The sequence below is a fragment of the Streptomyces sp. NPDC046859 genome (assembly GCF_040645135.1).
Classification (GTDB): domain Bacteria; phylum Actinomycetota; class Actinomycetes; order Streptomycetales; family Streptomycetaceae; genus Streptomyces.
Genome location: NZ_JBEYXR010000006.1, coordinates 238,144 through 251,289, shown reverse-complemented (window position 1 = coordinate 251,289; position 13,146 = coordinate 238,144). Strand labels below are relative to the sequence as shown.

Genomic DNA, 13,146 nt, shown 5'->3' with positions numbered 1-13,146 from the left:
GCCGAAGGGCGACGGGATCAGGAGTCCGCAGGAACGGCGCGTTCGCCGAGCGCTTCAAGGGCTCGCTCGTAGAAGTCGAACGGCACGATGACGGCCGCCTCCTTGCCGCGGTTGATGAGCACCGTGGTCTCCCCGGCGTAGCGGGCGCGCGAGATGACCTCGCCGAGGACGTTGCGCGCTTCGGCGATCTTCGCGCGGTGTTCGGTGCGGGTCGCGGTCATGGCAACAGCGTAGCGGATTTGTCACGCTGCACACCACAGCAACTTAGCGTTCTTAGCTATGATGGCTACGAACGGAGCGGCAGTGACATGCCGCCCTGAGGGCCCTGGTTCCGCGCGCCCAGAAGTCCTTGATCACCCCTCTCTGAAAGAAGTTCCCGATGCCATGGGTGAAGCTCGACGACCGCTTCCCTTCCCACCGGAAGATCGCGCTGTTGTCCGACCGGGCTTTCCGGCTGCACGTGTCCGCCATCTGCTGGTGCGCCGAGAACCTGACCGACGGCCGCATCGCCGATCGTGAACTGCCGCTCGTGGCCCACATCCGCGGCATCAAGAACGTCGCCAAGCAGCTGCAGGACGCCGGCCTGTGGGACCGCACCGAAAGCGGCTGGGAGATCCACGACTACCTCGACTACAACCCGTCCCGCGAGCAGGTGCTCCTGGAGCGGAAGAAAAACGCCGAGCGGCAGGAGCGGTTCCGGCGTCGGAAGAACGGCAAGCCGACGCCGCCCACCGACGGCGACCGTAACGGCAGTAGTAACGGCGTTACGCGAGACGGCGAAACGCACGACAGCGACACGACGGAAGCACGACCGCGACACGACAGCGACACGACGGCGACTCGAACCAGCACCGTTCAGAACGAGGAGCCCCAGGTCACAGGGTTTCGTAACGCCGTTACTAACGACGCCCCGACCCGACCCGACCCGAACCCCATATCTGTGGCTGATGTAGATGGAGAGAGTGTCGGTAGTAACGGGGCCGAGCGTGACGCCTTCGGCGCCCCCTCCCCGATCGACAACGACGGCTGGACCCTCAACGACGGACTCCGCCGCTGGGTCGTCGGCACCTTCGGCGCCACCATCGACGCCGACTACGAAGCCGCTCAGTTCCTGAGCCACTTCCGCTCCACCGGCCAGTCCCGCCGCAACTGGAACGACGAGTACCAGAAGTGGGTCCGCCGCTCCGCGAAGTTCGCGTCCGAGCGCGCCACCCGCCCCACGAACGTGATCGCCCTCCCCAACGGCCAGCAGCTCACCGGCACCGACGCGAAGGTCGCCGGCTGGATGGCCATCGCCGAACAACTCAGCCAGGAAGGAGACTCCGCATGAACCCCGCCGAGGCCGCCGAACTGCTCATGCATGCCGCAGCGTTCGACAACCGGAACGGCTCCGCTGCTGCCGCGAAGGCTTGGGCCGCAGCCCTCTACGACGTCCCCCTCGACGACGACGCCCGCAACGCCGTCGCCGCCTACTACACGACGCCGCCGCAGAACCCGAACGAGCGCCTGTGGATCCTGCCCCACCACATCCGCACCCTCCGCTCCAAGATCCGCTCCGCCCGGCTCGAGAACTTCCAGTACGAGCCCCTTCCCGACGAGTCGCCGGCCGAGTTCCTCGCCCGCTACCGCGGCCAGGTCCAGGCGATCGCCTCCGGCGCCGTGCCCGCCCCGACGGGGCGGCTGGCGCTCGAGGGCGGCCCGTCGAAGGAGTTCGTCGCCGAGCTTGAGGCGCGCGGCTGGGAGGTAGGCCGGCCGGTCGAGGACGACGAGGAGTCGGCCGCCGCCGAGTTGGTCGACGAGGTGCGCCGCTCCGGCCCGCTCGGCGTCGTCTGCCCCGTCGACAAGTGCCGGGCCGCGATCGGCAAGCCGTGTAAGGCCCCGGGCGGCAGCGACAAGCAGCCGCTGGGGAAGCCGCGCCTGAAGCCGCACAGTGCCCGCATACGGGCTGCCGCGGGCGAGCCGGAGCAGGCGGCCGCGGAGCGGGCCGAGCAGGAGCAGCGGATCCGGCAGATGTCCGCCCGCGCCCTCGCCCGTGAAGCCGAGACCGTCGAGGACGCGGTGATCGTGAACGAGGAGGCCGCCTCGTGACCGGCGATGCGATCCCCGAGGACGACGGCATCCAGGTCGCCGACATGAAGGCGATCCGCGCCGAGGGCCGTGACGAGCTGCGCGCCCTGATGCGGGCGCAGATCGCGATCGGCAAAGCCCGCCGCGAACCCGCCGTCAAGCCGGCGACGCCCCGGCCGCCCGGTCACCGGCCCGGCGCCTGGCCCACCGGCAGCAGCCCGCCCGGCCCGCCACCCGACTGGGACATCCCGGCCGGGGAGTGGCAGGCGGCGGCCCGCCACTACAGCAACGAGACCCACCGACCCGACCTGCCCTGCGACTGCGGCAACTGCCCCGAGGAGACCCGATGACGATCCGTGCCGGTGCCCCGATGCCCGACAGCCTCCGCCACTTCATGCGCGCCAAGCATCACCCGGCGCGTGCCGTCCCGTGCCCGCACTGCGGCGCCCACGCCCACCGGCCCTGCCAGCTCCGCACCCGCAACCAGCTGCTGATCCAGCCGCACCCGCAGCGCATCTCCGCGTGGGCCCAGCTGACCGCCTGCTGCCCGGAATGCCAGGTCGAGCCGACCACGCCCTGCCACGACGAAGGCCGCGCCCGCACCACCGTCCACGCCCGCCGCTACCAGGAAGCCGAGGAGACCGCCGCGTGAACGCCTACGAGCGGTTGATGGCGGAGGCGGTGCCGACGGGCACGTTCGGCCGCGCCCGCCCCGCGCAGCCCCGCCCCACCCGGCAGCAGCGGACCGCCGAGCCCGCGCCCGCGTGGACGCCGGAGGAGCAGGCCCGGCACCGGGCCGAACTCGACGCCGCCCTCGACGGCTTCGAGCTCGACGACGAGTACGCCACCCACAAGCGCGACCGCTACCGCCGGCAGCGCGCACACCTGCGGCTCGTCGCCACCCCGGACTCGCTCACCCACCGACCCCAGGAAGGAACCGCCGCCTGATGTCCAGCGCGCGCAGCAAGAAGCCCCGTATCGCCACGCACCGGCCGGCCGTCAGGCGGCGCCGCTTCCGTCACGACGACCTGGTCGCGGTCGACCTGTTCTCCGGCTTCGGTGGGCTGACCCGCGGGATCGAGATGGCCGGGTTCACGACGATCATGGCGGCGAACCACAACAGCTACAAGGTCGAGGTCCACGAGGCGAACCACCCGGACGCCGAACACTGGATCGCCGACCTCGTCGACCCCGACGCCGCGGACTACCACTCCGCCCGCGACCTTCCCGCAGCGGACCTCCTCGTCGCCGGCGTCTCGTGCGTCAACCACTCCCAGGCCAACACGATCAAGGCATACGAGCAGGGCGCCACCCTGTTCGACCTGGACGATCCCGACTACGAGGCCCGGGTGACGCGCTCGGAGCGGGACCGGGCCACCGCGAACTGCGTCCTGCACTACGCCGCCCAGCACCACCCGCGGCTCATCCTCATCGAGTGCACGACCGAACTCACCTCGTGGGGGCCCGCGATCCCCGGCCGCCCCAAGGTCGGTGACGGCTCCACCTACCGGTGGTGGCTCAAGCAGTTCGACGCTCTGAACTACCGGCACAAGGTGCTGTACCTCAACAGCCAGTTCTTCGGCGTGCCGCAGTCGCGGGACCGGCTGTACATCGCGTTCTGGGACAAGGCGCTACCCGCTCCGGACCTCGAGCACCGGCCCGTGTCCCACTGCCAGCACTGCGACAAGGACGTCGAGGCGGTGTGGTCCTGGCGCACCGGCATCCCCGCGACCGGGTCGGTGCGCTACGGCAAGCAGTACGAGTACCGGTGCCCGTCGTGCCGCCGCCCCGTCGTCCCGCCGATGACACCCTCGCTGGCCGCGCTCGACCTGACCGACCTCGGCATACGGATCGGTGACAAGCCGGTCAAGACGTTCAAGGACGGGTTCGTCGGCCCACTGGCCCGGTCGACGATGGCCCGCGCCGAACGCTGCCGTCAGCGGTTCGCGGACTTCCCCGCGGTCCTCATGCCGGCGAAGGCCGTGCACGGCACGGAGAAGCACCTGTGGCAGCCGATGGCGACGCAGACCAGCCAGCAGGAGACCTCGATCCTGTCGACCGGGGCGATCATCGCCGCGGCGGGCAACACGTTCGAGCGGCCCGGGTCCAACTGCCGCTCCCGTGACCTGAGCCAGCCGCTGTGGGCGCAGACCGCCACGAACACCACCGGCCTGATCACTCCTCCGGTCGCGATCGCTGTGGACAACTACCAGGGCGGCCCGCGCGGCGCGGGGGAGCCGCTGCCCACCCAGGTCGGCTCGGAGACGCTCGCCGTGGTGTCGTCCGGGGTGGTGCCGTTCCGGAAGAACACCGTGCCCACGGTGCACTGCGAGGCGATGCCGGCGTTCACGTCCGACCAGATCCCCGGACTCCTCACCGCCGCAGGCGCGATCGCGAACAGCGCGGTCGACACGCAGATGTGGGCGCAGTGGCGGAACGCGCTGAAGGATCTGCCGCTCGAGGACTGCTACTTCCGGATGATGCGGGAGTACGAGATCGGCCGCGGTTGCGGATTCGACGTCGACTTTGGCGCCCACAAGGGCTCGTTCGTCGTCTGGGGTACCGCCCGTAACCAGGTCGACGGCTTCGGTAACGCCGTCTCGCCGCAGGTGGGCGCCTGGATCGGTGCGCGACTGCGAGCGGTGATCCACAGCCCTCAGGACCGCGGCACGACAACGTCCGAGCTCGAGGCCGTGGCCTGATGTCCCGCTGTGCGGCGTGTGGCCGCCCGCTTCGCCGCACCCAGCCCCACCCCCTGACCGCCTACGCCCCCCGGCAGCGCCCATCCGTCGAGGGACCGGTCATCCAGCGAAACCACCCCAACCCCACCCGGCCCACGAAAGGACCACCCGGCATGACCACCACACCCCGCCGCATCCAACGCCGCCGCACCAAGGGCTGGCGGCTCCCCGACAACGCCGTGATCGTCAGCCGCCCCTCCCGCTTCGGCAACCCGTTCACGATCAAGGACGCCATCGAAGCCGAGTGGTCCAACCCGCACAGCGCTTGCACCGAGAACTTCGCCGAGTGGCTCCGAGTCGGCACCGAAGGCGGCTGGTACTCCGAGACCTACCGCATCGGCAAGCAGGTGTTCGACCGGCGCCGCATCCTCGCGGACCTCCACCTGCTCCGCGGCAAAGACCTCGCCTGCACTTGCCCGCCCGACAAGCCGTGCCACGCCGACGTGCTGCTGAAGCTCGCCAACCACCAGCCGCCCGCCGCTTGATCGTCGTCCGGTACAGCCCCGCCCGCACACCACCCGAACCCGAGGAGACCCGACCATGACCGCCAACCCGACCGACGGCCCGATCCACACCTGGTTCGGCCTCAGCTACTGCAACTACCAGGTGCTGCACCGCACGCTCATGCAGTCCATGCCGATCGAGTGGCAGGAGCGCATGGTCGCCTGCCTCGAAGAGCTCCGCGAGGCGTTCGAGCACATCGAGCAGCCGGAGTGCTTCGAGGTGAAGGCCGCGACCGAGCACATCGTCAACGAGATGAGCGACGCCGAACTCAAGCAGGCCGGGATCGTCGCGGACCCGTACCGAGGCGAGGAGCCGCCCGCCGGCTTGGACGAGGAAGACCTCGCCGAGTGGCGGGAGATGTACGAGGCGCCCGAAGGCCCGTCGTACTCCCGCGACGGCGAAGAGCTCGACGGCCACGACCGCGTCCTGCTCCCGACCGTCGACCCGGTGCCGCACTACAACCGCGGCCGGACCTACATCGCGCCCGCCGCTGCTGCTGTTCCGGCCGTGCCGACCACCACCAAGGACGGCGAACAGTGACGTACCCGCCGCCCGACGACCGCCTCCGCCACCTGCTCGCCCAGCGCGTCAACTGCCACGTCGACACCTGGAAGCTCGCGCTCTTCATCGCTGGCGCCATCGTCGACGACCCTGAGATCCGCGCCGAGCTCGACCGTGTGGCCGCCGCCCACGCCTCCGGCCAGCCGTGCGGGGACCGGAACTGCCGCGCCTGCTTCACCGCGGCCACCGGCCAGCCCACCCCGTGACCCACGAAGAGACCGGCCGCCGCTGTTCGACCCAGCGGCGGCCGGCCGTCCCCGAAGTGTCCCACCCGGAAGGAACCCTCATGACCACTGACCTGATCCACGCACCCTGGACCGCCGCCCAGGTGACCGCGCTCAACGCGTTCCAGCACTACGGCCGCATGCACCCGTTCACGTGCGGCGCCGAACACGCCAGCGGGCAGAGCCCCGTCCTCGTCGCCACGAACGGGGGTTGGGTGTGCCCGGACCCTCAGTGCGTGTACCGGCAGGACTGGGCGCACGCCTTCATGGCAGAGCCCGCCGCGCCTGCCGGGGTTGGCGTGTCTGCCACACCCAGCCGGACCGACCTCGTTGAGCGCGCCGCCGCTGCCATCTGGGCGCTGTACGCGGACGCCGAACCGTCCCGGCACGGGCTCGTCCTGGCCAACCCGCACGCAGTAGCCGACGCGGTGCTGGCCGTGCTGCCGCCGCCCGCCGAAGCCCACAGGCTCGCCCTGTCCGAAGCGTTGGGGCTGGGCACGGGCGCGCCATGGGATGCGATCTACGACCGAGCCACGGAACTGGGGCTCCCGCCGCTCGATCGGGATCCGGTCGCACAGCGTCTGGGACTGCTGCCGCCGCCCGCCGACCGGGCCGCCGTCCTGCGGGGCGCTGCCTCCTTCGTTGAGGCGATGAACGAGGGCTGCGGTCAGCGCAAGCCGTGCGCATCCTGTGACGCCCGCGAAGATGTGGCCGACGAGCTGCGCCGCCTGGCCGACGAGGCGCAGCAGCAGCCCGCCGAGGTGCGGCCGACCGCCTACGAACTCCCCCCGGCCCCGCCCGCCGAGGACTGGCCGGAGCCCGAACTCGCCGACGAGGTGGACGACGAGCCCGCCGTCGACGCCCGGCAGGACGAGGCGGAGGGGGGCCGTGGCTGAGCACGAGTTCGCGCCCGGCCTCCGTAGCCGGAAGGGCCGCCCGCAGATGCCGCCGGAGGCGCAGGCGATAGCCGACGAACTGTCCCGCCGGGCCGCGCAGATGTGGGCGGAGTCGGACGGCGAGCTGTCGATCGCGGAGGCCGTGGAACTGGCCGCGTTCCGCATGGGTGCCGAAACCCCTCAAACCGCCATCAGTCAGGAGGGCGAGTCGTGAGCGCAGATCCCCACACCCTCAACTCGGGGCCGAGAAGCGGCTCAGACGGGCCTGAGAGCGCCTCAACCCCGCTCGCCGGTGTCTCGCGACGCGGAGAGGGCTCCAGAGGGCCTCAGGCGGGCGCACAGGAGATCCCGATCATGGAGACGGGTGTGAAGCCCTACCGGCTCCTGGTCACCGGCAGCCGCAACTGGGACGACATCACCACCATCGCCGCCGCTATCGAACAAGCCCTTATCGACTCCGGCGGGCGCCCGGTCATCGTCGTCCATGGCGCCTGCCCGTCCGGTGCGGACCGGCACGCCGACCACTACGCCCGCTGGCTGCGTGGACGCGGCTGCTCAGTCGACGTTGAGCAGCACCCCGCACAGGGCCACCCCACCGAGGACTTCGGGCCCTGGCCAGAGTGTGGGCCGTTCCGGAACAAGCACATGGTCAGCCTCGGCGCGGACGCGTGCCTCGCCTTCATCGGCCCCTGCACCAGCCCGCGTTGCCACCGCCCGCGCCCGCACCCCAGCCACGGGGCAAGCCACTGCGCCCACCTCGCCGAGCAGGCCGGCATCCCCGTCCGCCGCTTCACCGCCTAACCCATCCCGCCACCGAAAGGATCACCAATGCTGAACCCCGACCAGTGGAAGACGATCAAGGGCCTCATCACGTGGCTCGACACCAACAACGGCCGCAGCGACGACGAAGTCGGGCTGCGCATCCTCAAGCTCACCGAGGAGACAGGCGAGGTCGCCCAAGCCTGGATCGGCTTCCGAGGCCAGAACCCGCGCAAGCGCACCACGCACACCCGGCCGCTGCCCGCCGACGTAGCCGACGAACTCTGCGACGTGATCATCACGGCTGCCGTCGCACTCGGGTCGGTCGTCGACAACCCGGACCAGGTGCTCGCCGCCAAACTGGCGAAGGTCGCCGCCCGATCGCAGGCGGCCGTCTGATGGCCCGCGTCATCCGCGCCCGCGACGTCGACGCCGTCCTCGGCCACGGCTTCGACCCCTCCGACTACGACCCGCGCACCGGATGGGACCCCGGCTACCGAGTCGCCCAAGACGGCCGACGGCAGGTCAACGTCTTCCACGACGGCGCAGGCGAGGAGGCCGGACTCGACGCGTACACCGCCGAACTCCGCGCCCACGGCTACCACGTTGTCCCCGACCAGATGCCCGGCGGCGGTCGACGCCGCCTCCACATCACCAAGCCCTAGCCCACCCGTCGTCCGGCCCGCCCCCACCGGGCCGGACCCCAACCACCGGAGCCGAGCATGCACCTCCACCCCCACCGCCCCGCCGACGACAACCGCTACCTCAGCGCCCGCGCCCTGCACTTCAAGGAGGGCTGGTGATCCTCATCCTCGCGTTCGCCATCACCGCGGTGGTCGTCGCGTTCGACCTGTTCCTCCGCTCCCTCCATCGGCTCGCCGAACTCATCCTCCGAGACCCCCGATGACCAGCCCCCGCCCGACCCGCCCCGACAACCGGAGGAGGCCATGACTTCTCCCGCCGACGAACTCCGTGCGGCCGCTCATCGGCTCCGCGACGTCGCCCCCAACATCACCGGCCACCTCGCCGGACTCGCTGACCCTGTCGCCGACTGGCTTGACCTGTTCGCCAACACCGAGTTCGACCCCGAGGCCAGCATCCAGGTGACTGACCGCAGCCATGAGTGCGCCCTCGCCGTGGCCCGCGCCATCAACGGAACGGAGCAGCCGTGACCGCACGCAAGGCAGCCGGCTGGGTCCTGCTGTCGCTCACCCCGGCCACCCTCATCGCCATCGCCGCCCTTGCCGGGCAACTACTCGAACTGGCCATCGCCGCAGTGATCGTCGCGTTCATCGGCGGCACAGCCTGGGCCGGACTCCACCTCATCGAAACGCGAGGCCCCCGATGACCCGCCCGATCCGTTGGCTGCCCGATGACCAGTCCGCCGCCATCCTCGCCGCCTACGCCCGCCGCCGCGAACCACTCCGCCACGTCCTCCGCCGGGCACTCAAGCTCCTCGCCACCGCCGACGGACTCCTCAACACCCGCGGCCACGTCGTTGTGCAGCCCGGACACCGCAGGAGGCCGTCGTGAACCTCACCCGCCGGCAACGCGAAGTCCTCCTCCTCGCCGCCAACGGCAACACCAACGCAGCCATCGCCGCATGGCTCGGCACCCGCCCCGACACGGTTGCCTCCATCCTCACCGCGGCCTACCGAAGACTCGGCGCCACAGACCGCGCCCAAGCCGTCGCCATAGCCCTCGCAGTCGGCGAACTCGGCGTCCACCAGATCCACATCCCCGACCAGCAACGAGAGGCAGCAGCATGACCGACCCCACGCCCGCCGTGTACGGCACTTGCCCCGCCTGCGGGGCGGCCAGCCTCTACCTCGGCGACGGCGGCCACATCACCTGCTCCAGCAGCGACTGCCCCCGCCCGCAACTAGCCGACGAGCTGCTCGGCGAGATCGGCGACGCCCGCCTGCACGGCGCCTACACGTTCTGCCCGCAGCTCGTCGGCCACGTCAACATGACCGCCTTCGCCCAAAAGATCAGCGAGAAGCGGATCGCACTCTCCCAACGCGACGAAGCCGCCGACTACGCCCACCAGCAGAAGAAGCGAGCCGACCGCGCCGAAGCCACCGTCGGCCAGCTCCGCACCCTCGCCCACCGATGGCAGGCCACCGTCCGGCCCGGCGAACAACACCCCGCAGCCGCCGCCATGCTCAACATCATCGACGGAGACGGCCCCACCGTCGCCGAAAGCGCCGCCGCAGACCGCGCCTACTGGGAACGCAAGGACGCAGGGGACCACCAGTGACCTGGCAGCGGCAGGAGATCGTCAGCCGATGCGACTCCTGCCGCGCCTACTGGAACGTCCTCCAAGACCTCGGCGAAGAATGGGACGCCGCCGGACGACCCGCAGACCCCGACGGCTGGGGCGTCATCATCGGCCGAGCGCTCGCCGCCTACCTGGAACACCTCGGCCAGCACGGGCCCGGCGTACAGACGTAACGCAGGCACCCCCGCCCGGATTGACTCCGGAACGGGGGTGCCTGCTTCAAGGTTGTGGCCTGTAGGAGGCTAGCTGTCCAGTAGGTAGACGGCAGCTGCGACGGCGGTGGCAGGATTGTCCCGCAAGAAGCCTATTGCCAAGTTGCAATGGTGGCAGAGCAGACCTCTAACCCGACCGGTTGAATGGCAGTGGTCAACTACAAGCTGGTCTGTCACTGTTCGGCAAACCGGGCATGTGTGGTGTTGCTCCTCGGCCATCCGTTCTCGCTCCGAAAATGTGACCCCGTACTTGTACTTGTACCACCGCTTTCTGGTGATTTCTTTATTCTTGCTTGCGTTGTGTTGCGTCTTGCACTCGTTTCCTCGCCCCTTTCCGATACGGATCGGAACTCCCTGGCCACAGCGCGAGCAGTCTGCCGTGGCGTTCGTTCGATCGACGTTGGTTAGTCGGTGCGGCTTGACGAGCGAGACTCGCCTTAAGGATGGCGGGAGTTCGTTCCGTCTACGGGCCCGCTGATAATGCCGTGAGCAGAGACCGCGTGCCAGAGCCTTTTCGGTGCAGTCGCCCTCTGCGCATACCGTGGCGCTCAAACTCTGCGCTCCTCGTTGTCGATTTTCAGGATATCGATCAGGCCGCCTGCTCCATGTATGCGGCCCTGACCTCGACCAGCCGGCGGTGCGTCTCCCGCATCTGCTCGAGCCGGCCGGCGAGCGTGTTGATGACCGTCTCCAGGCCGTCGGGGTCGAGGCCGTCGATGAAGTGGTCGTCGACCAGCTCGATGACGGCGTAGGGAAGCCGGTGCGCGATCTCCGCCGACCACGGCTCCACCTTGATGAGCGTGTCGAGGACGCGGAACTCCTCCGGGGTGCCGTTCGTGTTGATGGGCAGCGTCAGCGGCTGCGAGTACGTCCAGCAGAAGATGTCCTCACGGAAGTGGGACCCACCCTCGTCGCGGCGGTGGTCGATGCTGCAGCCGTCCATGCACTCGTAGGCGACCGTCTCGCCGGTACGGCGGTCGATGAACGACCACGAGCGGGGCGTGACGGACGACGCAGGGCCGGAGGTCTGAGTACGGGCTACAGTGGTCACAGAACTACCTCTCTCGCAGGGAGTGCGGTTCGAAGGTCAGCGAGGTGCAACTCGCTGGTCGAAAAGGCCGGGCGGGTGCAACCGCTCGGCCTTTCGTGTTCTACGCAGTCGGGATCTTGGCCCCCGGCGCGTAGGTGTCTTCCCAGTAGGCAAGCGGCCCGTCCTCGTCGTGGAACGTCACATTCGTGACGAGGACGGCCACAGCGACATGAGCGGGTGCATCAAGTTGCAATGCATCGATCTCATCCTGTGAAGCCTGCCGGGCGTGGGCAGTGCGCTGCCCCTTGGTGACTTCGCGGCCAGTGCGCTCGGTGTAGATATCCCCGAAGTAGCGCTCCATCCGCTCTTCCTCGGCCAGCTCCGGAACCTCGTTCGTGGTTCTCGGCGGGTAGACCGAGACGCCGACGCTCGTCGGTTGGCCGTCCTGCCGGAAGGTGCGGATTCGGATGACCACTTCCTCGCCAGGCTCGATCTCAAGTGCGCGACATACCTCCGCGTCGTACACCGATCGCCGCATCACGCGATGCCCCGTCGAGTCCTCACCCGGGCCGTAACGCCGGCCGGTGCGGTTTAGCCGATCGAGCCGGTCAACGCCGCTGATGACGATGGCGGGGCGCGCGGCGACGGTCGTGCCCTTTCCGGGGCGGCTGACGATCAGGCCTTCGGACTTGAGGATGTCGTAGGCGCGGACGACCGTCGTTCGGTTCACCCCGAACTGCTTAGCGGCCTCTGTGTAGGACGGCATTTCGTCCCCAGGGTTGAGTTCCCCGTCGGTGATCTGCCGCCTGAAGTGGGTGGCGATTTCGGCGTACCCAAGCATCGCTCCTTCCTCTCCCTTCGCTGGATGTCTCTTGACCATAGGGACGACTCGCCCTCCGGTCAACTGGTTGACACCGGTGGACCACCGGTCTACCGTCAGTATCGCATCGCCGGAAGGCCGACGAAACGGCGGCCCGGCTGCTTCTTGCCTGCTGTACGCCCAAAGGAGGGAGCAACACCCATGGCCGCCAAGACCGCAACCGCCACCACCACCCCGACCGCCCCGCTTCCGCCGGCCGCGTCCGTGCTGGCGTCGCGCCTGGAGGCGCAGTTCCCGCTGGTGCAGGCCGTCACCGTGTACGAGACGGCCGCGACGCACGCGGTGCAGCTGGCCGCGCTCGCCGAGGCCGGCGACATGTCGGACCTGGACGCGGACAGTCTCGCGCACGCCGAGGAGCTGAAGCTCGGCGCCCGCGCCACCCTCGCCGCCGCCGGCCGCCTGGACCTGATCGGCGGCGCGTCGTGAGCGCCGTCTCGAACTCCTACAGCCTGCGCTGGCAGCGGGATGCGCATCGTGCGCTCGGCGAGTTCCTGGCCGCGGCGACGAAGCTGGACTTGCCGGCTCTGTCGTGGACGATTGCGATCTCGGGTGCCCTGGTGGGTGACGTGGATTCGCTGTCGTCGACGCCGGAGGAGATGCGGTCCGCGTTCACCGCCTGGACCGGGCAGCTGGGTGCCAAGGTGCAGCCGCAGCGCACCGACTCCGATGGTGTCACCCACCTGTACGCCCAGTTCGCGTGGGGCGCCAACGACCTGGTGCGCGGCGCGATCCGGGCGACGGTGTACCCGCCGCTTGAGGGCGGTGACGTCTGATGGCCGCCCCGACGGCGCCGCGGATGCCGGCCGACTTCTCGGACTCTCTGGACCTGAAGCTGTTCCGCGAGACACGCGACCAGACGCCGGATCACCTGCGGGTGACGTGCCCGATCCACCTGAACTGGCGTGACTGCTGCAAGCACCTGCACTTGCAGGGCTCCTAGTCCGGCTGCGGCGCGGTCTGACACCCCCCGTCCCGCGCCGCAGCCTCCAAC

The 13,146-nt window shown here is 69.8% G+C and carries 27 protein-coding genes; 23 read left to right on the top strand and 4 right to left on the bottom strand.

Annotation, left to right across the window (positions count from 1 at the left end; translation table 11 throughout):
* Window positions 1-17 precede the first annotated feature (17 nt).
* A complete protein-coding gene (locus tag ABZ899_RS11600; protein ID WP_361344263.1) occupies window positions 18-221 on the bottom strand; it encodes a type II toxin-antitoxin system prevent-host-death family antitoxin in 204 nt (67 codons plus the stop codon).
* A gap of 167 nt (window positions 222-388) precedes the next feature.
* Here ABZ899_RS11600 and ABZ899_RS11595 point away from each other — a divergent pair, with 167 nt between their 5' ends.
* From ABZ899_RS11595 to ABZ899_RS11500, 20 genes are all read left to right on the top strand, one after another.
* Window positions 389-1,330: a hypothetical protein gene (locus tag ABZ899_RS11595; RefSeq protein ID WP_361344261.1), complete on the top strand. Its 942-nt coding sequence runs from the start codon at window positions 389-391 to the stop codon at window positions 1,328-1,330.
* On the top strand, window positions 1,327-2,088 hold the full coding sequence (locus ABZ899_RS11590; RefSeq protein WP_361344260.1) for a hypothetical protein: 762 nt from the start codon (window positions 1,327-1,329) through the stop codon (window positions 2,086-2,088). The genes ABZ899_RS11595 and ABZ899_RS11590 overlap by 4 nt, the downstream gene beginning before the upstream one ends.
* A complete protein-coding gene (locus ABZ899_RS11585) occupies window positions 2,085-2,417 on the top strand; it encodes a hypothetical protein (RefSeq protein WP_361344257.1) in 333 nt (110 codons plus the stop codon). Before ABZ899_RS11590 ends, ABZ899_RS11585 begins: the two co-directional genes overlap by 4 nt.
* On the top strand, window positions 2,414-2,719 hold the full coding sequence (locus tag ABZ899_RS11580; RefSeq protein WP_361344255.1) for a hypothetical protein: 306 nt from the start codon (window positions 2,414-2,416) through the stop codon (window positions 2,717-2,719). The genes ABZ899_RS11585 and ABZ899_RS11580 overlap by 4 nt, the downstream gene beginning before the upstream one ends.
* The gene (locus ABZ899_RS11575; RefSeq protein WP_361344253.1) at window positions 2,716-3,015 is read left to right on the top strand and encodes a hypothetical protein; all 300 of its coding nucleotides are present in this window, start codon (window positions 2,716-2,718) and stop codon (window positions 3,013-3,015) included. The genes ABZ899_RS11580 and ABZ899_RS11575 overlap by 4 nt, the downstream gene beginning before the upstream one ends.
* Window positions 3,015-4,769 (top strand): DNA cytosine methyltransferase, encoded by a 1,755-nt coding sequence (locus tag ABZ899_RS11570; protein WP_361344250.1) that lies wholly within the window; start codon window positions 3,015-3,017, stop codon window positions 4,767-4,769. Before ABZ899_RS11575 ends, ABZ899_RS11570 begins: the two co-directional genes overlap by 1 nt.
* A 152-nt stretch (window positions 4,770-4,921) precedes the next feature.
* On the top strand, window positions 4,922-5,293 hold the full coding sequence (locus tag ABZ899_RS11565) for a DUF4326 domain-containing protein (protein ID WP_361344248.1): 372 nt from the start codon (window positions 4,922-4,924) through the stop codon (window positions 5,291-5,293).
* Between the two features lie 55 nt (window positions 5,294-5,348).
* The gene (locus ABZ899_RS11560; RefSeq protein WP_361344245.1) at window positions 5,349-5,852 is read left to right on the top strand and encodes a hypothetical protein; all 504 of its coding nucleotides are present in this window, start codon (window positions 5,349-5,351) and stop codon (window positions 5,850-5,852) included.
* Window positions 5,849-6,079: a hypothetical protein gene (locus tag ABZ899_RS11555; RefSeq protein WP_361344242.1), complete on the top strand. Its 231-nt coding sequence runs from the start codon at window positions 5,849-5,851 to the stop codon at window positions 6,077-6,079. Before ABZ899_RS11560 ends, ABZ899_RS11555 begins: the two co-directional genes overlap by 4 nt.
* Before the next feature lie 80 nt (window positions 6,080-6,159).
* A complete protein-coding gene (locus tag ABZ899_RS11550; protein ID WP_361344239.1) occupies window positions 6,160-6,993 on the top strand; it encodes a hypothetical protein in 834 nt (277 codons plus the stop codon).
* Window positions 6,986-7,207, top strand: a complete 222-nt coding sequence (locus ABZ899_RS11545) for a hypothetical protein (protein WP_361344236.1) — start codon at window positions 6,986-6,988, stop codon at window positions 7,205-7,207. Before ABZ899_RS11550 ends, ABZ899_RS11545 begins: the two co-directional genes overlap by 8 nt.
* Before the next feature lie 140 nt (window positions 7,208-7,347).
* The gene (locus tag ABZ899_RS11540) at window positions 7,348-7,794 is read left to right on the top strand and encodes an SLOG family protein (RefSeq protein WP_361344233.1); all 447 of its coding nucleotides are present in this window, start codon (window positions 7,348-7,350) and stop codon (window positions 7,792-7,794) included.
* Window positions 7,795-7,821: 27 nt separating this feature from the next.
* Window positions 7,822-8,151, top strand: coding sequence for a MazG-like family protein (locus ABZ899_RS11535; protein WP_361344230.1), 330 nt, complete (start codon window positions 7,822-7,824; stop codon window positions 8,149-8,151).
* Complete coding sequence (locus ABZ899_RS11530) at window positions 8,151-8,417, top strand: hypothetical protein (RefSeq protein WP_361344228.1); 267 nt, start codon at window positions 8,151-8,153, stop codon at window positions 8,415-8,417. The genes ABZ899_RS11535 and ABZ899_RS11530 overlap by 1 nt, the downstream gene beginning before the upstream one ends.
* Before the next feature lie 282 nt (window positions 8,418-8,699).
* The gene (locus ABZ899_RS11525; protein WP_361344225.1) at window positions 8,700-8,924 is read left to right on the top strand and encodes a hypothetical protein; all 225 of its coding nucleotides are present in this window, start codon (window positions 8,700-8,702) and stop codon (window positions 8,922-8,924) included.
* Window positions 8,921-9,100 (top strand): hypothetical protein, encoded by a 180-nt coding sequence (locus tag ABZ899_RS11520; protein WP_361344222.1) that lies wholly within the window; start codon window positions 8,921-8,923, stop codon window positions 9,098-9,100. Before ABZ899_RS11525 ends, ABZ899_RS11520 begins: the two co-directional genes overlap by 4 nt.
* Window positions 9,097-9,285: a hypothetical protein gene (locus tag ABZ899_RS11515; RefSeq protein ID WP_361344220.1), complete on the top strand. Its 189-nt coding sequence runs from the start codon at window positions 9,097-9,099 to the stop codon at window positions 9,283-9,285. Before ABZ899_RS11520 ends, ABZ899_RS11515 begins: the two co-directional genes overlap by 4 nt.
* Window positions 9,282-9,521: a helix-turn-helix transcriptional regulator gene (locus ABZ899_RS11510; RefSeq protein WP_361344217.1), complete on the top strand. Its 240-nt coding sequence runs from the start codon at window positions 9,282-9,284 to the stop codon at window positions 9,519-9,521. The genes ABZ899_RS11515 and ABZ899_RS11510 overlap by 4 nt, the downstream gene beginning before the upstream one ends.
* A complete protein-coding gene (locus ABZ899_RS11505) occupies window positions 9,518-10,012 on the top strand; it encodes a hypothetical protein (RefSeq protein ID WP_361344215.1) in 495 nt (164 codons plus the stop codon). Before ABZ899_RS11510 ends, ABZ899_RS11505 begins: the two co-directional genes overlap by 4 nt.
* The gene (locus ABZ899_RS11500) at window positions 10,009-10,206 is read left to right on the top strand and encodes a hypothetical protein (protein WP_361344213.1); all 198 of its coding nucleotides are present in this window, start codon (window positions 10,009-10,011) and stop codon (window positions 10,204-10,206) included. Before ABZ899_RS11505 ends, ABZ899_RS11500 begins: the two co-directional genes overlap by 4 nt.
* Before the next feature lie 69 nt (window positions 10,207-10,275).
* On the opposite strand, the gene ABZ899_RS11495 is transcribed toward ABZ899_RS11500, so the two are convergent.
* The 3 genes from ABZ899_RS11495 to ABZ899_RS11485 all read right to left on the bottom strand — a co-directional run bounded on the left by ABZ899_RS11495 (window position 10,276) and on the right by ABZ899_RS11485 (window position 12,116).
* On the bottom strand, window positions 10,276-10,797 hold the full coding sequence (locus ABZ899_RS11495) for an endonuclease VII domain-containing protein (RefSeq protein WP_361344210.1): 522 nt from the start codon (window positions 10,795-10,797) through the stop codon (window positions 10,276-10,278).
* Window positions 10,798-10,834: 37 nt separating this feature from the next.
* The gene (locus ABZ899_RS11490) at window positions 10,835-11,296 is read right to left on the bottom strand and encodes a hypothetical protein (RefSeq protein ID WP_361344207.1); all 462 of its coding nucleotides are present in this window, start codon (window positions 11,294-11,296) and stop codon (window positions 10,835-10,837) included.
* Window positions 11,297-11,396: 100 nt separating this feature from the next.
* Entirely contained in the window at window positions 11,397-12,116 is a 720-nt protein-coding gene (locus ABZ899_RS11485) for a GntR family transcriptional regulator (protein ID WP_361344204.1), read from the bottom strand.
* 180 nt (window positions 12,117-12,296) lie between these two features.
* Between ABZ899_RS11485 and ABZ899_RS11480 the strand changes: the two genes are divergently transcribed.
* The 3 genes from ABZ899_RS11480 to ABZ899_RS11470 are packed head-to-tail and all read left to right on the top strand — an operon-like array spanning window position 12,297 to window position 13,095.
* A complete protein-coding gene (locus tag ABZ899_RS11480; RefSeq protein ID WP_361344200.1) occupies window positions 12,297-12,581 on the top strand; it encodes a hypothetical protein in 285 nt (94 codons plus the stop codon).
* Window positions 12,578-12,928 carry a hypothetical protein gene (locus tag ABZ899_RS11475; protein WP_361344197.1) on the top strand — a complete coding sequence of 117 codons (351 nt, stop codon included), beginning with the start codon at window positions 12,578-12,580 and terminating at the stop codon, window positions 12,926-12,928. Before ABZ899_RS11480 ends, ABZ899_RS11475 begins: the two co-directional genes overlap by 4 nt.
* Window positions 12,928-13,095 carry a hypothetical protein gene (locus ABZ899_RS11470; protein WP_361344194.1) on the top strand — a complete coding sequence of 56 codons (168 nt, stop codon included), beginning with the start codon at window positions 12,928-12,930 and terminating at the stop codon, window positions 13,093-13,095. Before ABZ899_RS11475 ends, ABZ899_RS11470 begins: the two co-directional genes overlap by 1 nt.
* Window positions 13,096-13,146: the final 51 nt, after the last annotated feature.

Bases quoted from the DNA above. Each gene is read 5' to 3' on its own strand.
- ABZ899_RS11525 (WP_361344225.1), top strand. From the start codon at position 8,700: ATGACTTCTCCCGCCGACGAACTCCGTGCGGCCGCTCATCGGCTCCGC.
- ABZ899_RS11580 (WP_361344255.1), top strand. From the start codon at position 2,414: ATGACGATCCGTGCCGGTGCCCCGATGCCCGACAGCCTCCGCCACTTC.
- ABZ899_RS11560 (WP_361344245.1), top strand. From the start codon at position 5,349: ATGACCGCCAACCCGACCGACGGCCCGATCCACACCTGGTTCGGCCTC.
- ABZ899_RS11570 (WP_361344250.1), top strand. From the start codon at position 3,015: ATGTCCAGCGCGCGCAGCAAGAAGCCCCGTATCGCCACGCACCGGCCG.
- ABZ899_RS11505 (WP_361344215.1), top strand. From the start codon at position 9,518: ATGACCGACCCCACGCCCGCCGTGTACGGCACTTGCCCCGCCTGCGGG.
- ABZ899_RS11470 (WP_361344194.1), top strand. From the start codon at position 12,928: ATGGCCGCCCCGACGGCGCCGCGGATGCCGGCCGACTTCTCGGACTCT.
- ABZ899_RS11540 (WP_361344233.1), top strand. From the start codon at position 7,348: ATGGAGACGGGTGTGAAGCCCTACCGGCTCCTGGTCACCGGCAGCCGC.
- ABZ899_RS11600 (WP_361344263.1), bottom strand. From the start codon at position 221: ATGACCGCGACCCGCACCGAACACCGCGCGAAGATCGCCGAAGCGCGC.
- ABZ899_RS11535 (WP_361344230.1), top strand. From the start codon at position 7,822: ATGCTGAACCCCGACCAGTGGAAGACGATCAAGGGCCTCATCACGTGG.
- ABZ899_RS11480 (WP_361344200.1), top strand. From the start codon at position 12,297: ATGGCCGCCAAGACCGCAACCGCCACCACCACCCCGACCGCCCCGCTT.
- ABZ899_RS11530 (WP_361344228.1), top strand. From the start codon at position 8,151: ATGGCCCGCGTCATCCGCGCCCGCGACGTCGACGCCGTCCTCGGCCAC.
- ABZ899_RS11590 (WP_361344260.1), top strand. From the start codon at position 1,327: ATGAACCCCGCCGAGGCCGCCGAACTGCTCATGCATGCCGCAGCGTTC.
- ABZ899_RS11550 (WP_361344239.1), top strand. From the start codon at position 6,160: ATGACCACTGACCTGATCCACGCACCCTGGACCGCCGCCCAGGTGACC.
- ABZ899_RS11485 (WP_361344204.1), bottom strand. From the start codon at position 12,116: ATGCTTGGGTACGCCGAAATCGCCACCCACTTCAGGCGGCAGATCACC.
- ABZ899_RS11565 (WP_361344248.1), top strand. From the start codon at position 4,922: ATGACCACCACACCCCGCCGCATCCAACGCCGCCGCACCAAGGGCTGG.
- ABZ899_RS11515 (WP_361344220.1), top strand. From the start codon at position 9,097: ATGACCCGCCCGATCCGTTGGCTGCCCGATGACCAGTCCGCCGCCATC.